This is a genomic window from Sphingobacterium lactis (assembly GCF_051951495.1).
GTDB classification, from domain to species: Bacteria; Bacteroidota; Bacteroidia; order Sphingobacteriales; family Sphingobacteriaceae; genus Sphingobacterium; species Sphingobacterium lactis_A.
Window position 1 is genome coordinate 373,078 of record NZ_JBNHAS010000002.1, and the last position, 20,965, is coordinate 394,042.

The 20,965-nt window shown below is 38.3% G+C and carries 17 protein-coding genes; 7 read left to right on the forward strand and 10 right to left on the reverse strand.

All coding sequences use genetic code 11. The annotated features are described in order from the left end of the window. Positions 1-34: 34 nt before the first annotated feature. Together carB and ACP6L2_RS09280 are read right to left on the reverse strand one after the other, a co-directional pair. Positions 35-2,854 carry a carbamoyl-phosphate synthase large subunit gene (gene carB, locus ACP6L2_RS09275; protein WP_440508945.1) on the reverse strand — a complete coding sequence of 940 codons (2,820 nt, stop codon included), beginning with the start codon at positions 2,852-2,854 and terminating at the stop codon, positions 35-37. A gap of 415 nt (positions 2,855-3,269) precedes the next feature. After that, positions 3,270-5,522: a glycoside hydrolase family 20 protein gene (locus tag ACP6L2_RS09280; protein ID WP_440508946.1), complete on the reverse strand. Its 2,253-nt coding sequence runs from the start codon at positions 5,520-5,522 to the stop codon at positions 3,270-3,272. Between the two features lie 140 nt (positions 5,523-5,662). Here ACP6L2_RS09280 and lipA point away from each other — a divergent pair, with 140 nt between their 5' ends. Beyond that, positions 5,663-6,544, forward strand: a complete 882-nt coding sequence (gene lipA, locus ACP6L2_RS09285; RefSeq protein ID WP_440508947.1) for a lipoyl synthase — start codon at positions 5,663-5,665, stop codon at positions 6,542-6,544. 65 nt (positions 6,545-6,609) lie between these two features. Beyond that, on the forward strand, positions 6,610-7,524 hold the full coding sequence (locus ACP6L2_RS09290) for a hypothetical protein (protein WP_440508948.1): 915 nt from the start codon (positions 6,610-6,612) through the stop codon (positions 7,522-7,524). Between the two features lie 16 nt (positions 7,525-7,540). Here ACP6L2_RS09290 and ACP6L2_RS09295 read toward each other — a convergent pair whose 3' ends face one another. Both ACP6L2_RS09295 and ACP6L2_RS09300 read right to left on the reverse strand, forming a co-directional pair. Next, positions 7,541-9,190 (reverse strand): amidohydrolase, encoded by a 1,650-nt coding sequence (locus ACP6L2_RS09295; protein WP_440508949.1) that lies wholly within the window; start codon positions 9,188-9,190, stop codon positions 7,541-7,543. Positions 9,191-9,314: 124 nt separating this feature from the next. After that, complete coding sequence (locus ACP6L2_RS09300) at positions 9,315-9,725, reverse strand: BrxA/BrxB family bacilliredoxin (RefSeq protein ID WP_440508950.1); 411 nt, start codon at positions 9,723-9,725, stop codon at positions 9,315-9,317. A gap of 165 nt (positions 9,726-9,890) precedes the next feature. Between ACP6L2_RS09300 and ahcY the strand changes: the two genes are divergently transcribed. Then, on the forward strand, positions 9,891-11,207 hold the full coding sequence (gene ahcY / locus ACP6L2_RS09305; RefSeq protein WP_440508951.1) for an adenosylhomocysteinase: 1,317 nt from the start codon (positions 9,891-9,893) through the stop codon (positions 11,205-11,207). 141 nt (positions 11,208-11,348) lie between these two features. Further along, positions 11,349-11,732, forward strand: coding sequence for a hypothetical protein (locus ACP6L2_RS09310; protein ID WP_440508952.1), 384 nt, complete (start codon positions 11,349-11,351; stop codon positions 11,730-11,732). On the opposite strand, the gene ACP6L2_RS09315 is transcribed toward ACP6L2_RS09310, so the two are convergent. Further along, entirely contained in the window at positions 11,724-12,257 is a 534-nt protein-coding gene (locus ACP6L2_RS09315; protein ID WP_440508953.1) for an AAA family ATPase, read from the reverse strand. The two genes, ACP6L2_RS09310 and ACP6L2_RS09315, sit on opposite strands and share 9 nt — an antisense overlap. A gap of 803 nt (positions 12,258-13,060) precedes the next feature. Here ACP6L2_RS09315 and ACP6L2_RS09320 point away from each other — a divergent pair. Then, on the forward strand, positions 13,061-13,486 hold the full coding sequence (locus ACP6L2_RS09320) for a hypothetical protein (RefSeq protein ID WP_440508954.1): 426 nt from the start codon (positions 13,061-13,063) through the stop codon (positions 13,484-13,486). A gap of 176 nt (positions 13,487-13,662) precedes the next feature. Here the strand turns inward: ACP6L2_RS09320 and ACP6L2_RS09325 are convergent, their stop codons facing one another. Continuing rightward, on the reverse strand, positions 13,663-14,136 hold the full coding sequence (locus ACP6L2_RS09325; RefSeq protein ID WP_440508955.1) for a ribonuclease H-like YkuK family protein: 474 nt from the start codon (positions 14,134-14,136) through the stop codon (positions 13,663-13,665). 112 nt (positions 14,137-14,248) lie between these two features. Beyond that, on the reverse strand, positions 14,249-14,893 hold the full coding sequence (upp, locus tag ACP6L2_RS09330; protein WP_344673109.1) for a uracil phosphoribosyltransferase: 645 nt from the start codon (positions 14,891-14,893) through the stop codon (positions 14,249-14,251). Between the two features lie 118 nt (positions 14,894-15,011). On the opposite strand from upp, the gene uvrB reads away from it, so the two are divergent. Further along, positions 15,012-17,048 carry an excinuclease ABC subunit UvrB gene (gene uvrB / locus ACP6L2_RS09335; protein WP_440508956.1) on the forward strand — a complete coding sequence of 679 codons (2,037 nt, stop codon included), beginning with the start codon at positions 15,012-15,014 and terminating at the stop codon, positions 17,046-17,048. A 367-nt stretch (positions 17,049-17,415) separates the two neighbouring features. Continuing rightward, the gene (locus ACP6L2_RS09340) at positions 17,416-19,251 is read left to right on the forward strand and encodes a M60 family metallopeptidase (protein ID WP_440508957.1); all 1,836 of its coding nucleotides are present in this window, start codon (positions 17,416-17,418) and stop codon (positions 19,249-19,251) included. Between the two features lie 92 nt (positions 19,252-19,343). Here ACP6L2_RS09340 and ACP6L2_RS09345 read toward each other — a convergent pair whose 3' ends face one another. The 3 genes from ACP6L2_RS09345 to ACP6L2_RS09355 form a co-directional block, all read right to left on the reverse strand. Further along, entirely contained in the window at positions 19,344-19,829 is a 486-nt protein-coding gene (locus ACP6L2_RS09345; protein WP_440508958.1) for a DUF4488 domain-containing protein, read from the reverse strand. Between the two features lie 363 nt (positions 19,830-20,192). Continuing rightward, entirely contained in the window at positions 20,193-20,717 is a 525-nt protein-coding gene (locus ACP6L2_RS09350) for a DUF4833 domain-containing protein (protein WP_440508959.1), read from the reverse strand. Positions 20,718-20,783: 66 nt separating this feature from the next. Beyond that, positions 20,784-20,960, reverse strand: coding sequence for a hypothetical protein (locus ACP6L2_RS09355; protein WP_440508960.1), 177 nt, complete (start codon positions 20,958-20,960; stop codon positions 20,784-20,786). Positions 20,961-20,965: the final 5 nt, after the last annotated feature.

Consider the following 20,965-nt stretch of genomic DNA (forward strand, 5'->3'; position numbering starts at 1 on the left):
TATTATTCTTTATTTTTTCAATGTTCTAATCTGCTTATTGCGCATTTAAGAACATGGATTTTTTAGAGTACAACTCTCTGAAGTGAGGGTCTTCTAAATCTTTGATGAAACGAATCGCCTCACCGGTAGATTTCATCTCTGGACCTAATTGTTTGTCTACTTCAGGGAACTTCGAGAAAGAGAACACAGGCTCTTTAATCGCGTATCCTTCTAACTTACGTTCAATAGTAAAGTCCGATAATTTGTTCTCACCCAACATCACTTTTGTTGCGATATTGATGTAAGGTACATCATAAGCTTTTGCAATGAAAGGCACAGTACGTGATGCACGTGGGTTTGCCTCGATGACATATACGTTCTCATCCTTGATCGCAAATTGAATGTTTAACAAACCAATTACATTCAATGCTTTCGCTAATTTAATGGAATACTCTTCCATCTTTTTCTGAACATTTTCCGATAAAGAGAATGGAGGTAATACTGCCGATGAGTCTCCAGAGTGAATACCTGCTGGCTCAATGTGCTCCATCATACCGATGATATGTACATCTTCACCATCACAGATTGAATCTGACTCCGCCTCTTCTGCACGATCCAAGAAGTGGTCAATTAAGATATGGTTTCCTGGAAGGTTTTTCAATAGATTAACTACTGCTTTTTCCAAGTCCTCATCGTTAATCACTATGCTCATGCCTTGTCCGCCTAATACATAAGATGGACGAACCAATACCGGATATCCTACTTCGTTTGCAACTTTGATAGCTTCTTCTGCAGAAGTAGCAACACCATATTTCGGATAAGGGATATCTAATTCTTTTAATAAGTCAGAGAAGCTTCCGCGATCTTCTGCTAAGTCCATGTTAGAGAAAGAAGTACCGATGATTTTAACACCTAATGCCTCTAAGCGCTCTGCCATTTTCAAAGCTGTTTGACCACCTAACTGAACAATAACACCCTCTGGTTTTTCCAATTCGATGATCTCACGAACATGCTCCCAGAATACAGGCTCGAAATATAATTTGTCAGCCATATTAAAGTCGGTAGATACCGTCTCAGGGTTACAGTTAACCATGATTGCTTCGTATCCACATTCTTTTGCTGCTAATAAACCGTGAACACAAGAGTAGTCGAATTCAATACCTTGACCGATACGGTTTGGCCCTGAACCCAATACGATGATTTTCTTACGATCAGAAACTACTGATTCGTTTTCATCCTCGAAGGTTGAGTAGTAGTATGGGGTATGTGCTGGGAACTCCGCCGCACATGTATCTACCATTTTGTAGACGCGGTTAATACCAAGCTCTTTACGACGAGCATAAACAGCATCCTCATCTGTGTTTCCTAATAACCAAGCAATTTGGTAATCAGAATAACCTTTTTGTTTCAAGGTCATGAAGAAATCACGTGGGATATTGCTTAATTGATAGCGACGTAATTCGCCTTCTAATTGTACCAGTTCTTGGATTTGTACTAAGAACCACTTGTCAATTAGAGTTGCTTTACGGATAGATTCCAATGGAACACCTAATTCGAAAGCATCTTTGATATGGAAAAGACGATCAGCACTTGGGTGCTCCAAGCTATACATGATCTCCTCTAAATTTCTTGATTGACGTCCGTCTGCACCTAATCCTGCACGGCCTGTCTCTAATGATTGAGCTGCTTTTTGTAATGCCTCGATGAATGTGCGACCGATCGACATCACCTCGCCAACCGCTTTCATCTGTAATCCTAATTCTTTGTTCGCCCCTTTGAATTTATCAAAGTTGAAACGAGGAACTTTTACAATTACATAGTCAAGTGTTGGTTCAAAATATGCAGAAGTTGTTTTGGTAATTTGGTTTTGAAGCTCATCCAAGTTGTAACCGATAGCTAATTTAGCAGCGATTTTTGCAATTGGATATCCAGTTGCTTTAGATGCTAATGCGGATGAACGCGATACACGTGGGTTAATTTCAATCGCAATGATTTCTTCATTTTCTGGGTTTACAGAGAATTGAACATTACAACCACCTGCGAAGTTGCCGATAGAGCGCATCATCTTGATCGCTTGATTACGCATATCTTGGTAACACTTGTCCGATAAGGTCATACCCGGAGCAACTGTGATGGAGTCTCCAGTGTGAATACCCATAGGGTCGAAGTTTTCAATGGTACAGATAATGATGACATTATCATTCGTGTCACGAAGTAATTCCAACTCAAACTCTTTCCAACCTAATACCGCTTGTTCTACTAATACCTCATGTGTTGGAGAAGCGTGTAATCCACGGTTTAATGCCGCATCAAAGTCCTCTTTTTTATGCACAAAACCACCTCCGGTTCCAGCTAAGGTATAAGAAGGACGGATTACCAATGGATAACCAATAATCTGAGCTGCTTCTTTTCCTTCTAAAAAGGAGTTCGCGATTTTTGATTTTGCTACTCCTACGCCGATATCAACCATTAACTGACGGAATTCCTCACGATTCTCCGTCTTCTCAATAGCTGCAACATCAACACCGATAACTTTTACATCATATTTTTCCCAAATACCGCGATTGGAAGCCTCAATACATAAGTTTAATGCCGTCTGACCGCCCATTGTCGGTAATACTGCATCAATCTGACGCTCTTGAAGAATCTGCTCAATACTCTCACAGGTTAATGGAAGTAAATAAACGTGATCAGCTACGACACTGTCGGTCATAATCGTAGCAGGGTTCGAATTAATGATGGAAACCGAAATTCCTTCTTCTTTTAATGATAAAGCTGCTTGTGATCCTGAATAGTCAAATTCACAGGCTTGACCAATAACGATAGGTCCCGATCCAATGATTAATACCGAATTGATGGAGGTGTTTCTAGGCATTATTTTTTATTTCAATAGTTAAATACAAATAATTCTGTGGACGTGGCAGGCAGATTTTGCCTTGTTGTTAGAGGGAATTCCGACTGCTTTGTCGGAGTGCAAAGTTACTATAATATTTTTAATTCTCTACGATTATTGTTGATAAAAATTCAGATACCGATTGCGTAATTTTTTACACAGCTGGAATACCCCTAAAGGAACAATCATTTCATAGCATTAAAACATTGAAAATGACTTCCATTACAACGCATTTCTTTCTCCTAATTTGAAGATTAATACCCTGTCAATTTTTAGCATGTAAGCTCATTCTTAACAAGACTCCATTGGCATGCTTTTATCAAAAACAATTTCGAATTAAAATACCTAATTGATGATGAGTAGGAGGGGTGATTTAACCTCCTATTCATGGTGTATTTTAATAAATTACAATCTCATCCGCGAAAAGATATCCTTTCATTGGGTTAGTAGCTTTTACCTGTACATATCTTGCCATAACTGCTTTCGGAAGTTTGATTTCAAACTTTTGGAATTTCAAACTAGGATCTTTTGTCCCTTCTTGATTCTTAATGCTGCCAATTTCACGATAATTTTTACCATTATCAGAAACCAAAACGGTAAACTCTCCAGGGAAATATACACCAGGACCTGGAATCTGCATGAAATTCACCGCCACACTTTTGATTTCTTCCCTTCGCTCAAAATCCACTACAGCATCAAATCCTTTTGTAAAACCTTGCCATTGTCCATCAGCATAACTTAATCCACCTTTCATTCCATTAGTCAAAGTCTTATCTCCTTTGGCTGGATATCCTTCCCATTTTATTTTATAGATCACATCCTTACCAATGGCCTTATGCACATCCAAATCTATTGTTTCAACTGGGCTTACACGTGTTGAATCAATAAAAGAAGCTGCGTTTATCTGTGCTGTTTTCGAAAGTTCAATAGGCAGGTTATAACGAGTAGATTTCGCATCCGGTGCTTTTCCATCAACTGTATAACGAATGTTCGGATTAAATTGCTCTGATTGAAGGATAACTGTGTTTTTCTTTTCTAAGGAGTCAAAACTAACGATGGAACTTACATTATAGGATGGTCGATAATAATTCACATCCAGTTTTTGCAATACTTGATAATGCTGTTGTAGGCGTTTATTAAAGTCTTTCCAATTTCTATAATCTTGCGTGGTCCATGCAATTTCGGATAAGGCTAATACGCGTGGGAATGCCATATATTCCACATGCTGATAGGTAGGCATATGTTCTGTCCATAGGTTAGCCTGAACCCCAATAATGTGTTTTTCTTTGTCCTTTGCCAGGCCTTTAGGGATGGGGTTGTAGCTATAAACTTTTTCTAAAGGCAGATAAGCACCAGTAGCCTCTGGTTGTGTCCGAGGGTCTGTTTGATAGCCGTCAAAATACATATAGGCCCCAGGAGTCATAATAGCATCAAATCCTGCCTTCGCAGCTTTTGCAGCAGGCTCTTCTCCACGCCAACTCATTATGGTCGCGCCTTCAGGTAAACCACCATCAATGATTTCATCCCAACCTATCAACTTGCGACCCTTACTTTTCAAATATTGATCAATTTGTTTAATCGCATAACTCTGAAGCTCAGACTCAGATTTTAAACCTTCTTTTTTCATTAAGGCCTGACACTTCGGGCAATTCTTCCAATGCTTATGGTCGGCTTCATCTCCGCCAATATGGATGTATTTCGATGGGAATAAGGTAATCACCTCATCCAATACATTTTTCATGAATTGATAGCTTCCTTCATTTCCTAAACAAAACTCGCCCTGCGTATAAGGTTTACCTGTGCATGAAAGCTCTGGATAAACCGCCAACACTTCCTCGGAATGCCCTGGAAATTCAATCTCTGGGATGATATTTATCCCTCTAAGTGCAGCATAGTCAATTAATTCTTTTGCTTGATTTTGGGTGTAATACCCGCCAGATGCATTGGCTGTACCCTGTTCCACATATTGCCGTCCATTGTTCCACCAATCTTTCCATAAGGTATGCGAACGCCATGCAGCCTTATTTGATAATTCCGGATATTGTTTGATTTCTAATCGCCAGCCAGCACCGTCTGTTATGTGCCAGTGAAATTGATTAAGCTTATAAAGCGCCATCAAATCAATATACTTCTTTAAAAAAGTCATGGGCATATAATGGCGAGATACATCCAAATGCAAACCCCTATAACCAAATCTCGGCTTATCGAGAATTTGGATATAAGGCAGTTTTTCTTGATTATTGAGGTAGCTCAATTGCATTAAGCTATAAATTCCAGATATCATGCCTTCTCGGTCATGGGCTTTCAGACTAATACCTGATTGATCAATTTCCAGTAAATAGCCTTGCGGATCCACTTGGTCGCGTTGTTCTGCTTTAAACAAACGAATCCCTTGATGATGCTGCTTTTTAACCTTCTTCACTAATTCTGAATTGCCAATTTGTAGGCCTGGAATATGATAAAGCAAAGCACTTAGCGTAGAAAAATCCTCTGCATAATACAATGGCTGATTGGAATTCAATAGCAGCTCACCTTCTAAAACAGTCGTTTTATAGGGTTGAGGAATAAGGGCAATTTCCTTGTCTTGAGCAAAAGAGGACAATGGGGAAATTAATAACAGTACCAAAAGATAGCGCATTTGGAGCATCATATTATTAATATTGGGTTTGAATTATACAAATATCCTAAAAAATTAACACTTGAAATTAATTATTGTTTCTCAAGATGATTTATGATATTTAGCTAACATTAACCTTATATTAATAGGTTAAATATGCTTAACTTTGTTGCATGATTCAATTACCTGTCATTCCTGCTAATCAGACACAGCGTAAACCAGATTGGTTAAGAGTAAAATTACCAGTTGGTAAAGAGTACAGACATGTACGTGGTCTGGTTGACGAACATAAATTACATACCATTTGTGAAAGTGGTAATTGTCCGAATATGGGTGAATGTTGGGGTGCTGGTACAGCAACCTTTATGATCCTTGGGAACATTTGTACACGCTCTTGTTCTTTCTGTGCTGTTGCTACCGGAAGACCTCTAGCTGTAGATTTGGATGAACCAAATCGTGTTGCCAATTCGGTGAAATTAATGCAGGTAAAGCATTGTGTCATTACCTCCGTTGACCGTGATGATCTAAAAGATGGTGGCTCAACTATCTGGGCTGAAACCATCTTGGCAATTCGTCGTGAAAGTCCTGAAACAACGCTTGAAACATTAATCCCTGACTTTAAAGGTCAATGGGATAACCTAGACCGTCTTTTGGCTGTGCGCCCTGAAGTGGTATCTCATAACATTGAAACTGTACGTCGTCTTACTCGTGAAGTTCGTATCCAAGCAAAATATGATCGTTCATTAGAATGTTTAAAGCGTATTTCTGATGCCGGATTGAGAACTAAATCGGGTATCATGTTAGGATTCGGAGAAACAGAAGAAGATGTGATTGAAACGATGCAGGACTTGTACGATGTTGGGGTTGATATCCTAACAATTGGTCAGTACCTACAACCAACGAAGGCACATCACCCAGTAGTAGAATGGGTAACACCACAACAATTTGAGAAATATAAAGAAATAGGCCTTAAAATGGGCTTCAAATATGTGGAATCAGGCCCACTCGTAAGGTCTTCTTACCACGCAGAAAAACATTTATTCGATATGCAATAAAATAAAAATCCTTAGAACTTCTAAGGATTTTTTTATGTTTATAGTGTATATCAACACGATGGTCTATGCTGTTAAAGAAGTTTTTTCTTCCAAGCCTTGCACTTCTTTTACTCAGCTTATTTATAAGCAGTGTATTGTTGATTGCTCTATTTTTCAATTCCGATGTCAATTGGCCATTATGGGCTCGAGTATTTATGCCCTTTTTAATAAGCTTCATTTTGGTTGCTTTAATTAATAAATGGGTTGGCCAAGGAATTGATTTCGGAAAAGATCTTTGGGGACAAATCCCTAAAAAGAAATTCATCTTATTTTTATTATTACCCCTATTAACGGCTATTTTATTTCAACCGATTTGGAAAAGCTTACGCTATAACTTTGGTACTGTCCTGCAGCTAAGCAATATGAAAGACCTCAAAGAAAATGTAAATCCCAGCTTTTTAGAGGTTGATAATTGGTATGTAGATCGTATGCGCGTAATTCCTTATAATTACATGGAAGATGGTCTGAATGTCCCACCGGGGAAAGTGCGGTTGAATGTCCTTTTTTTGGCTCCGATTTTCCAGTATGAAGAAGCTTATCGGTCTTTTGCTCGTGCCTGGTTAGCATTTGATTATACGAAAGTAATAGACAAAGAGGAGTTCAATGAGAATTATGGACAAGACTTCGTCAAGAGTTCCATGATCCATTTCAAAAGAATGGACTTAAGACAATTTCAATATTTTGAGTCTTTTCCTAGGGATGATAAATACAAGGTATTTACCGATTTGCAGCAATTGCATGATTTCTATAAATCTGGATACGGCAATATTTATTTGGGTCAAGATATTGATCGCGATGAGTTATCAGCTTATTATGCCAAGTATGCACTCTTCCTGTTTGCTATTGTTGGAATTCCAGGGCTCTTGCTCTTAAGTCTTGCCCTCTACTTGACTAAAAAGTATTGGAATAGGCAAGAAGCTGCATATGAAGTTGAAGGTTAAATAAGTTAATGAAAACCTATTTACTTCTTTGGTAGACAGTTTCACCAGCAATTACGGTCCTTAAAGTCTTTATATCTCGAAGTTTGCTCGCATCGGCGGTCATGATATCTTCCTCTAAAATCACAAAATCGGCATCTTTACCTTTTTCAATACTTCCTCTTTTCTTTTCTTGAAAGCATGAATAGGCTGCCCATATAGTCATGCCTCGAAGCGCTTGTTCTCGCGTAATGGCATTTTCCATTTGGAAGCCTCCATTGGGAAAACCATTTTTATCTACACGTGCTACAGCAGCATGGAACCCATATAAAGGATTAAAATGTTCCACGGGGAAATCACTTCCTAGCGCAAGCATACCATATTGGTTAAGAAGCTCTTTGTAAGCATAGGCAGTTTTTAAACGATCAGGTCCAAGACGGTCACCAGCCCAATACATATCGGATGTTGCATGCGTTGGTTGTACCGAAGGGATGATCTGAAAGGTTTTAAACTTCGAGAAATCTGCAGGATCAACAATTTGTGCATGTTCAATGCGCCAGCGGCGGTCTTGACCATTCTTGATATATTTACCATAAGTATCCAAGATGATGCGGTTAGCCGAATCGCCAATAGCATGTGTATTTACTTGGAAATTACTGTTAGCAAGTCTTTGAATTAGTTGATCAAATTCCTTTGGACTTTGAAGTAAGAATCCATGTGTTGGCGCATCATGATATGCATGCAATAAGCAGGCTCCACGAGATCCTAAAGCCCCATCTGCCATCAACTTGAAAGAACGTACAGTTAGACGATCAGATTCAAACGTGCCTGATCTGAGGTATTGTTTGACACTGCTTGGGGTAGCCATCACCATGGCATAATCCCGAATCTGTAAAGAGTCCTCATTATAAAACACCTTTAAGGCATCGATCTGGTCTTCTGTTAAGCCGGCATCCACAATACTCGTCAAACCCACCGATAGGAGAGAGTCCTGCGCACGGCGAAGCATTTTTAGGAGGGCACTGTTTTGATTCTTTGGAATGTGCTTACTCACCAATTGCATGGCATTATCAATCAGAATTCCATCGGGCAATCCTTCTTTATTCACTGATATCAATCCGCCATCCACAAAATAAGCGGAATCTAGGCTAGCAATCTCCAATGCTTTCCCACTAGCTAGGGCAGCATGATAATCTACACGGCTTAAGAAAATAGGTAAATCAGGGAAGTATTTATCAAGAGAATCTCGAACAGGGAAATTTTTATCAGGCCATAGGTTCTGATCCCATCCATTCCCGATAATCCATTTCTTTTCCGGATGTGCAGCCACATAATCTTTTAAACGAAGAATTACTTCATCATAAGATTTAGCACCTAAAAGACTTACTTCGTCCATCGCTTCAGCCAACATGAAAAAGTGGCCATGTGCATCATAAAAACCAGGATAGATGAATTTGCCTTGAGCATCCAGCTTTTCTTTTGCTTGATACTTATTCAACAATTCTTGGGAGCTCCCCATTTCAATGAATACTCCGTTATTTACTGCAAATGCCTCAATATTGCTAAATGCAGAATCTACCGTATAGATCTTGGCATTGTAGACAATCAGGTCTATTTGTTTATTGGTGGTACAGCCCACTAAACAAAAGAAAAAGAATAGGATAAGGATGTTGGTTGTTAACTTATTCATAATTAATGAAGCCAGTTAACAAATGTAATAAGAAAAGGTTGTAAAACTATAATAAGCAGAAAAAGCTTCTTTTAAGGTTAAAAGAAGCTTTTTCGATATTCAAAAATCAAAATACAATGATTGCTTAGCAATACTCATCGAAAGCAGCAACTAAGTTGTCTGCAATCATTTGAGCAGGGCGCCCTTCAATCATATGTCTTTCTATCATGTGTACCAATTGACCATCTTTGAATAAAGCCATTGCTGGTGAAGATGGTGGGTAAGGCAACATGTATTGACGTGCTCTATCAACAGCGTCTTTTTCCATACCTGCAAATACAGTAACTAATTTGTCAGGGTGTTTCTCATTTTTTACTGCTGCTTTCGCTGCTGGACGAGCATTTGCTGCAGCGCATCCGCATACCGAGTTAACAACAACGAATACTGTTCCTTCTGTTGGAATAGCAGCCTCTACTTCTTCCGAAGTTTTTAATTCTTGAAAGCCAGCATCAACTAACTCTTGACGCATCGGCGCCACTAAATATTCTGGGTACATATCTCTCTCCTTTACTAGTTTTCTACAAATATAACTTGAAAACCTACCTAAATCAAATTTATATCCTCAAGATAATGTCAATTTTAAACTTAATAATTCGTTAATACTTTGAATTGATTTGGTTATCAAGTAATTTTGTGGCGTTCAAATTAAAAACAAAAACATATGTCATCATTAGAAACTACCTATGTTCCATACAAAGTAAAAGACATCTCTTTAGCAGAGTGGGGACGAAAAGAAATAGAATTGGCCGAAGCTGAAATGCCTGGACTAATGTCCCTTCGTAAGGAATTTGGGGCTTCTAAACCCTTAAAAGGCGCTCGTATTGCAGGATGTTTGCACATGACTATTCAAACTGCTGTATTAATCGAAACCTTGGTTGAACTTGGTGCTGATGTTTCTTGGTCTTCATGTAATATCTTCTCCACACAGGATCATGCCGCTGCTGCTATTGCTGCCGCTGGTATCCCTGTATATGCTTGGAAAGGTATGAACGAAGAGGAATTCAACTGGTGTATTGAGCAAACCTTGTTCTTTGGCGAAGATCGTCAAGCGTTAAACATGATCTTAGATGATGGTGGTGACTTAACGAACATGGTTTTCGATCAATTCCCTGAATTAATCGATGGCATCAAAGGTTTATCAGAAGAAACTACAACAGGTGTTCACCGCTTATATGAGCGCATGAAGAACGGTACGCTTCATTTACCGGCAATTAATGTGAATGACTCTGTTACAAAATCAAAATTTGATAACAAATACGGTTGTCGTGAGTCTTTGGTTGATGCTATCCGCCGTGCTACCGATTTAATGTTAGCAGGTAAAGTAGCTGTAGTGGCTGGATATGGTGATGTAGGTAAAGGTTCTGCGGAGTCTTTGCGTTCTGCTGGTGTACGAGTAATCGTTACGGAAATCGATCCGATCTGTGCTTTACAAGCTGCAATGGAAGGTTATGAAGTGAAAAAGATGAATGAAGCAATTAAAGAAGCAAATATCGTAGTGACTACAACAGGTAACAAGGATATCATTCGTCCAGAACACTTCAAAGCTATGAAAGATAAAACGGTTGTTTGTAATATCGGACACTTCGATAACGAAATCGATGTTGCTTGGTTAAACAATAACCATGGTGATAGCAAAGTAGAGATCAAACCTCAGGTTGATAAATATACTATTGATGGTAAGGACATCATCCTATTGGCTGAAGGTCGTTTGGTAAACTTAGGTTGTGCAACTGGGCACCCATCATTCGTAATGTCAAACTCATTCACAAACCAAACCTTGGCACAATTGGAACTTTGGACAAATACCGATCAATACAAAAAAGAAGTTTATACTTTACCAAAACACTTGGATGAGAAAGTTGCACGTCTTCACTTAGCACATATTGGTGTCGAGTTGGATGAGTTAACTCCAGAACAAGCTGAATACATCGGTGTAACGGTGGAAGGACCTTATAAACCAGAAGCTTATAGATATTAATAGCTATTATACAAAAAAAGGAGTCTCATGAATTTTGAGACTCTTTTTTTGTACATTCGAAAATAATCTAAATAGATGAAATCGAAAATCACACTCTTCGTTTTAGCAATAACTTGCTTCTTTTTGAGCTCCTGTTCATTTATGTGGCCAGTAATCCTAATTAACAATTTGGATGCTCCAGTTACTCTATATATTCAAACCGTAGAAACACAAAATAATTCCAAATTGGACCTAGATTTCGTCCCAGGAATCGAATTTGAAGATTTTTACAAAAGAACAGCGTCGAAATTGGCGATCAAAGAAGAAGGTAATAGGCTGATACAGGTTGAACTTCCTGCATTAAGCACAACACGACTTGCAACCGGGGAAAGTAGTTTTCCTGATGTATTTGAATGGGTGGAATTTGAATACAATGGAAAAAAGGTAAGACTAAATAGGGACGAACTCCAGGCAAAGTTGAAAAAAGAACATTTCTATAATCTTTTAGCGCCTAAAAAACTTCTTTATCTCAAGGGCTTATTTTAAGAGCTTCTGAACGACTTCTTTTGCCTGAAGGTATCGTTGGGTTCCTAGGCCTGAAATGAGCTCATAGCGGGCGTCTAGTGCTTTCAGTTCCTGTATCCAAACGGATAAGAAGTGTTCCCTTTGTTCTGGAAAGTCCCGTAGAGGGTCATCTTCCCAAGGTAAATCAATATCCATCAATAAATAAAAATCATAAGCTCTATTCCGGATTTCATTTTTCACCTCTTCCGGCGTTTCCCCGAATAGATGATCACACCAAATTTTTACAGTTAAAATGGTCGTATCACAAACCAATAGCGCTGGTTCCGTAGCTAACATCGCTTCCTCTAAAGCAACTTGTCCATAAAACATATTCAGCTCATCTTGCATGCTGTATTCCCTGTTCAGATTAGCACAGTAATAACGAGAATATTCCGGGACCATCAATCCATTAAAAGTTTGAGCTAAATACTTTGCCATACTGGATTTTCCTGTAGATTCTGGACCTACTACAGCTATTTTAATGGGGGTTTTGGATGTTGCCTGCATAGAAAAGCAATATTACTGAAAATTCCAATGCTTTTCATCCCTACTGTCCATATGCATTCAAAAAGAAAACTTTATGGTTTTACCTTGGGATCGCTTCATGTTTCCTTCTGTTTTGGCGCCAATTTGCTTTGAGAACCCTAAGGAATTTCCTTGGATCTGATAGGGACCTTGTTCGGATCTCGTTCGCTTCTAACCGAACGAGATCCGAAGGAGTTCCGAACAAGTTCCGAAGGAGATCCGAAGAAGTGTCGAATAAAACCCTTGGGAGAGACGTTGAGACTACAGACAAAAGACACCAGAAAGTAGAAAGGAAAAAGAGAAAGTGGAAAGGAAAATTAGAAATGAAATAACGGTTTTGCTACTTACAACTCAGAGCGAAGCGAAGGGTCTGAGCCCTGCGGGCAGTAGTTAGTATATAGTACGGAGTAGTTAGACCTATTGGCGTAATAAGACTTACAACTCAGAGCAAAGCGAAGAGTCTCACTTCTCACCCCTCAAGACCACGTCATCCTAAATCGAAGATTTAGGAACTTCAAGCTATGCAAATCAGAAATAGTAGATAAATTGAAGGATAATAATTGGTTAATAATCGGTCGAAGCATGCTTCGAGCCTACAGTTATGGTTATTAACGTTAATATTTTCTCGATTGTTTTTAGGGGCGATGCATGCATCGCCCGCATGCTTTAAAATTGAATACATATTAAATAAAAGTAAAAGAATCATCATGATTAATAGCTCAGGTAGTTAAAAAATATTTCATCGAGTGTTACATTTTTACAAAACAGCACGTTATATTTACTCTATGAACAAATTGTTTAAAACATCGTTAATAGCATTGATAATGTCATTTATGTCATGTACTGATACTAATGAGCCATTTTTTGAAGATATTTATGTGTATAAAAATACACTCCCAAATAAGGTTTCGATTGATTTTTATAGACTGAATGCTGAAAAAGTATCTGTGGATATAACTGACAGTATCAGTATTAGTAGATATCATAACCAGTTTGATTATACTTTTTTACCATCATTTAATGATTCTATAATTATCAAGTTTTATGATGGAAAAAAAATTGTTTTTAAAGGTAATTCCAATTCATCCGATTGGAACGTAAATGCAATAAATAGAAGCATTTACAAAAAAACGGATAAAATAGAAGGCAATCTTACTACTCAGTTCTACACTTATACAATCGATAAAAAACTATACGAATTAGCTAAATAATACAAATGAGGATACATGTGTATCTGAAGAAAACCAGAAATTAAGGAGGGTAGCTGTCCCTTTCAGCAATTTAGTGGAAAGAAATTGCTGAAAATTTAGAGGAGTAAATTCTTCACTCTTTAATTATTTGGGGTAATTAAAGAAGACTATTACTACTAAAAAAGGTCTTTTGTAGCTTATTGGACAAGCTTGTTTGCACAGTTTGTGCTTGCAAAAGACTCGGGTTTTGCCTTAAAGATAAATCCCATTCCTAAAATATAACCCATTGCTTCCTTAAGGGCAGTGTTGGATTGGAAATTCGGATTGGTATTGATGTCGGCGTGTACTTCTAGATCGATTTGATACTGTTCTAAGAGGGGGCAAAGTTCGTAGGCTGTTTCGATGGAATGCTGAACTTCTAAAAGCATTCTTTCTTTGATGGTCATGTTGTGGTTTTTACGGTCCTTACGGATAAACATAAAACCACCTCGGTGTTCGCGGAGGAAGACGATGACGGTGGCAAATTCAACAGTTCCTCGTTTTACCTGGGAATCTGTACCGATGTATACCTTCAGTTTATTGCCATTTTCATTCTCCCGGAGGATGGTTTCCTCAACTGCAGACCATATGGGTAATTTCAGGGTCTCTCCATTGTATTTTTGCCATTCCATATTGTGAAAATTTGTTTACTAAATTTACTGATATGTTGTTCATTATCTTGGTATTGTATGTTAAGTTATTGCTAAATATTTGTTTACTGATTTTTCAAAGCTTATTCACTCCTTATTCCTTGTTTCCATAAGCCAGATCACCCGCATCGCCCAATCCAGGGACTATATAAGACTTGCTTGTCATTTCCTTGTCGACTTCACCAACCCAAATTTGAACCTCAGGGAGAAAGGCCTGCACATGTTGTAACCCTTCTTCTGAAGCAATAACGGTAGCAATATGCAGCTCACGGATATTGTATTCGCTGAGTAAATCCTTACAACAAAGTACCAAACTTCGACCAGTGGCTAACATGGGATCAGCAACGATGACAATCTTATCATCCAGATTAGGTGTGTTTTGGTATTTCTTGTGAATCTCAAATTCACCACTTTTTTTGGTATGTCGGAAAGCTGCAATAAAAGCACTGTCGGAACGGTCAAAATAGTTTAGAAAACCTTGGTGAAAGGGTAGGCCTGCACGGATAATGGTCGCAATGACCGGTTGTTCGCTCAACAGGTGTGTATTAGCCATGCCCAATGGAGTTTCTACTTCGGTAGCTTTATACTCAAAGGTTTTGGAAATTTCATAAGCCATGATTTCACCAATGCGTTCTAGATTTCTACGAAAGCGCATGCGATCGCGTTGGATTCGAACATCACGTAGTTCTGCCAAAAAGTGATTGGCAATCGTATTCTGTTTTGTTAAGATAGTTACCATGACAAAAAGTCTCCTTATACAGCAAATTACTAATTAATTTTTGTATTTAACCGCTGGAAACACATATAGTTTTATTCGGGAATAATATTTGATAGTTTAGTGTCAGGAAAGGCATTCTATGAAATTTAAATTAACATCCGAATATAAACCTACTGGAGATCAGCCACAGGCTATCAAAGAACTTGTTCAGGGCGTAAATGATGGAGAAACCTACCAGACTCTTTTAGGGGTTACTGGATCGGGTAAAACCTTTACAGTAGCGAATGTTATTCAAGAAACACAGAAACCAACACTCATCCTCAGTCATAATAAGACTTTGGCGGCGCAGCTTTACGGAGAATTTAAACAGTTCTTCCCGGAGAATGCGGTCAATTATTTTGTGTCTTATTACGATTATTATCAGCCAGAGGCATTTATCGCTTCTTCCAATACCTACATCGAGAAGGATTTGGCGATCAATGAGGAGATTGAGAAATTGCGTTTGGCAACGACTTCGGCTTTAATGTCGGGAAGAAGGGATGTCATTGTCGTTTCCTCCGTTTCCTGTATTTACGGTATGGGTAATCCAGAGGATTTTTCTAGGTCCATTTTCCGTTTTGCCGTCGGGACTACAATCAGTAGAAATGCATTTCTGTATAAATTAGTGGAAATACTTTACGCTAGGACTACCGCTGAATTTAAGCGTGGTACGTTCCGTGTAAAAGGAGATACCATTGATGTGTATCCAGCCTATCAGGATTCGGCATACCGTATTTCTTTTTTTGGTGATGAAATAGATGAACTTAGTGAGATCGATCCGGTATCGGGGAGGACATTGGAAAAGCATGAGAGCTTAGCTTTATTTCCGGCAAACCTTTTCGTGACACCTAAGGAGAAATTTACTCAATCTATCTTTTCCATTCAGGAGGAGCTGATGGCTCGTAAGACCCAGTTGGAAGAGGAGGGGAAAATGTTGGAAGCGAAGCGACTGGAAGAACGTGTAAACTACGATTTGGAGATGATGCGGGAGCTGGGCTACTGTTCGGGGATTGAGAACTATTCCAGATTCTTTGATGGTAGAGAACCGGGTATGCGACCATTCTGCTTGCTGGATTATTTTCCAGAAGATTATTTATTGGTCATTGATGAGAGCCATGTAACTATTCCGCAGTTAAGAGCGATGTATGGTGGGGATAGGTCCAGAAAGATTTCTTTAGTAGAACACGGTTTCCGACTTCCTGCAGCACTGGACAATAGACCTTTAAACTTTCCGGAGTTTGAGTCCTTGACGAATCAGACATTGTATGTTTCGGCGACACCGGGTGATTATGAATTGCAACAAACAGAAGGGGTGGTCGTGGAGCAGGTGATTCGTCCTACAGGATTATTAGATCCGGTGGTGGAAGTAAGACCAGCGATTAATCAAGTAGATGATTTCTTAGAAGAAGTAGATAAGACCATTAAAGAAGGCGGACGTGTATTGGCTACTACCTTGACCAAACGAATGGCAGAGGAGTTGACCAAGTATATGTCCCGATTGAATATCAAAGTACGCTATATACACTCGGAGGTTAAAACGCTGGAACGTGTGGAGATATTGAGAGGTTTACGACTAGGGGAATTTGATGTTTTGGTAGGTGTGAACTTATTACGTGAGGGTTTGGATTTACCGGAAGTAACCTTGGTTGCTATTTTGGATGCGGATAAGGAAGGATTCTTACGTTCGGAAAGATCCTTAATACAGACCATTGGTCGAGCTGCACGTAACGATAAAGGGCGGGTAATCATGTATGCTGATAAAATGACAGACAGTATGCAGGTGACAATCGACGAGACCAATAGACGTCGTGAGAAACAAATGAACTACAATACGGAGCATGGCATTACACCAAGGACAGTTGGTAAAACGCGTGAGGAAATCTTAGAGCAGACTTCTGTTGCAGACTTTAAGGGTGAACCAAAAGCATATGTGGAACCGGATGCAAGTTCTTCCGTAGCAGCTGATCCATTGATCGAGTATATGAGTGAGAAGGAAATGAAAAAGGCTATCGATACGGTTAGGAAGCGTATGGAAAAAGCAGCCAAGGAAATGGAGTTCCTGGAAGCAGCTAAATTACGTGATGAAATGTTTGCCTTGGAAAAAGCATTTGAGGAGAAGTTTTCGAAGAAACCATAAATAGGTTTGCCTATGGTTATAGGCTGATATTGATGCAGTAAATTTTATAAAAGAATTTAATGAAAAAGGGGAAGTATTTAAAGATACTTCCCCTTTTGTGTTCCTTAAGGGTTTATGTGGTTTTTAACTCAAGCTTTAGTGCTGTTGATGATGGTTTGTTGAATTTCTGTAATTTCATTCTTTAACGTGAGGAAATTAATGTTTTGGTTAATTGTAACAAGTATGTTATTGTAAGGGTTCCTTTAAAAAATTACGCAATCGATTTAAATGAGTTTCAACACGCATTATTGATAATCGGTAAAAAAGAGGCTTGATGGATTTCTTTCTATGTATTAGATTTAGTTAACTATATAAATCTAAATTCACAATGAGAAACACAAAACTGGCACTGCTAGCCTTAGCAGCTGGTATTGGTATGGCTTCTTGTCAAAAGGAAGTGTTAAATACCAATCCAAATCAAGATCAACTGGAGCAAAAAGCTGATCTAAACCCTAACTTGAAGACTACAGTTGGGACGAATGTTCAAGAATTTTCGGAGCAGATCGATGCATCGAAGGAACGGGATCGATTAGGTTTTAATAGTTGGTTATGGACTGATTTTGAACCTACTGGGTTTTACGTGGCACCGAACTCTACCTTGAATGTTACGGTTACACAGTTACAAGGGAATTCTTTACCAAAACTGATCCTTGGAACTTATTATTTGGATGATAATGCTTGGAGTTATACACCCCAAACTGTACAATTGCAAGCTGGAGCAAATAGTATTACTGTTGGGGATCGAGGTGGATTGGTGTGGGTTAGGTACGCAACTACTGGAACGCCAGGTTCTAAAGTGAAAATTACTTTTAATAGTGGTCATCAACGTGCTCCAATTTTTATTAAGAATGTAACCTCACAGGCAAATTGGAATAGCCAATTGACAACTTACACGACTCCACATGTGCTCTTGTTGGGTGACCGAGTAATGCAGGCGTATAGCCGTACCTATGCACAAAGTTTACAACCTCAGGATAACTCACAAATTTTAGAAGCAGCAGATAAGGGATGGGATTGGGAAAATGAATTAGCAGGTTATGATGGCTCGTCAGCAGCCAATCAGCTACCGGTTTATAATAAAGTGTTAATGGTGACAACAAGTGATGAGTCTTTTGGAGCCTATGCATATTACTATGGTACTGCTTATGCTTCTTCGGCTAAACCTGGTGCATTTACACCTTCTATTTTTGTTAATGGTTGGGGAACCTGGCATGAAATGGGGCACTTACATCAACAAAATATTTGGACTTGGAGTACCTTAGGTGAGGTTACTAATAACATTTTTGCTTTATATGTGGAACGCAAAATGGGCTACCCTAATTCTCGATTAAAATTGGAGAATAGATACACCCCCGCCTTCAACTTTATCAATAATACGGACCCAAATAAGAACTTTAATACCATGACCGGAACTTATAACGACCATTTTACCAGATTGGTCTTGTTCCAGCAATTGTATTTAGCTTTTGGAGATCAATTTTTTATTCAGTTAAACAAACGCGCCCGTCTTGAACCTCGTAATACTTCAATGACTGATGAGGCGAAAATGACTTGGTTTATGAAGACGGCTTGTCAAATTACAGGTAGAAACTTAACAACATTTTTCCGTAAATGGGGATTCAAAGTGAATGAGTCAGTTTATACCACAATCGCTGGATTTGGCTACCCAAATCCTACAATAGAGCCAAGTACACTAACCGAGGACAATGTAGTAGGTACCATCGTCAATGGTGGAATCTATAAGATTACAACAGCATTAAATGGTTCTAGTACGATGGATTGTAATAGCTCTACACCGGTCAATGGTACTGCTGTAACATTATGGTCTTCCAATAATGGTAATAATCAGAAATGGTTAGCACGTAGAAGTGCTGATGGTTCATTCAGCTTAAAAAGTATGGCAGATACGACTAAGGTATTAGATGTTCCAAATGCCTCGACGACTGCAGGTACTGCTGTTAAGATGTATGTCTATAATAATACCAATGCACAGAAATGGGAAATTGAATCGCAAGGAGGAGGCTTATTCACCTTGGCACCAGTACATGCTCCTGGACTTCGTCTCGATGTGGCTAACAGTGCGACCAGCAATGGCACTACTTTATTAACCTGGACTGCAACAGGAAATAATAACCAGAAATTTAAGTTTGAGAAACTGAATTAAGTTTAAGGTTTTAATAAGAAAAGGGGCTGTGTTTTTGATACAGCCCCTTGTATTTTTTTATGCTATTCGAAAATTAAACTGAACTTAGCGAATTACTTATTTAACGGCAAAATTCTAGTCCATACCTCTGTGAATTCAAATGTTCCTGGAGGTTGATTTTCTTTTACATTGAATCTTATGGTTAGCGTATTTTTATCTTCGGAAAGCTGATATTGGATTCCTGCATTTTGGTCAACTAAATGCGCATTTAAGACATCGTTGCCATCGCCAATTATTTCCTTATATCTATCTTTTGAAATGGATTTAAATGTTCCCGAATGCGTCATAATAAAGCCTTTCTCTGTAAGCGTTATTGTTTGAAAGCTGCGGTCCTTGCCATAGACTTTTAGGGTATATCCATTAAATGGAACGGATTCACCTGCTTGCGTTATAAATGTTTTATATTGCCAACTTCCAATTAAATCAGGGTTGTCGATAGAAGCCTGAATTATTACAGGTTGCGTCTTTTTTTGTGCATAAGAAAATTGCGTTACGCCGATTGATAAGGTCAGTAACAATAGGATTGATCTTAATTTCATGAAATTAATAGTTTAATAATGTGCGTTCATAATATTTCATGAAGATATCAAATTTTTTCTGCAGAATATTACTGAAAGTTAAAATTATTAAACAAGCGTTTTAATTACTGATAGGAAATTAGAAAAGGGGAGTTCTCAACTTATTGTTTTGTAAAATGCAATATCAGATTTAGGATGGCAGCAACAAAGAGAATATAACCAATAGTTTTGGTGGTTTTGTTTTCTTTTCTGATGGAAACAATTCCAATTGTTAAAAAACATAAGGCAAAGACGAGGTACATAGGCGTTGATAGTGATTTACCTCAATATAATAAAATAACGCTGGCTTTGAAAATTAATGTTAAGTAATTTGAATGGCTATTTTTAAGGCATTTCTTGTTTTAAAGTTTGATTCTTGCCATTACTTTGACCGTAATAGAGGATATAATCGAGTTTTGTGCTTAAACCAGAAGTACCATCTTTTATTTTAATAAAAATTCGATCAAGACGAATGTATTGGCCATTTACTTTTGTAATAACAAAGGGTGTACCTGATTTTGGTAAGTGCAAGTAAAGCTTTTGGTCGGGTATAGAAACTATATTTGCCTCATATTTATCCCCGGATAGTTTCTTAACATTTATACCATAGGCAAAAGTCTTCTGTATTCCTGTTAACGGTCGGACTTCACCGTTCTTGTCAAATAATTGCCGATAGACCTGAATTGGATTATTATAGTCAATTTCTCCTTTATTATTTTTATTCAAGGCGTATATGAAAGTATTCTTTCCTTGATTATGTTGAATATAAAATAAGACATCCGTTTTATTGCTTGGTGACGGATAGTTCTCTTGTGCTTGAACAAACAGCAAATTAAAGGCAATAAGAATGATGAAGCTGAATTCTTTCATGTGCTAACTTAAATTGCCATGAATTTACAAGTAATCAAGTTAAGAATACGTTATATTTAGTTAAATTTATTTCTGACCGCCACCCATAAAACGTGTGATGATCCAGACCAATAAGGCAACGACCAATACGACTACAATAATACCAGACCAAACTCCGGCTTTAAAGATACCTTCAATTACTGAACAACTGCTCAATAAGGAAGTGAATAAAAATGCGATTAAAAATCCGTTTATACGTTTCATAGTTG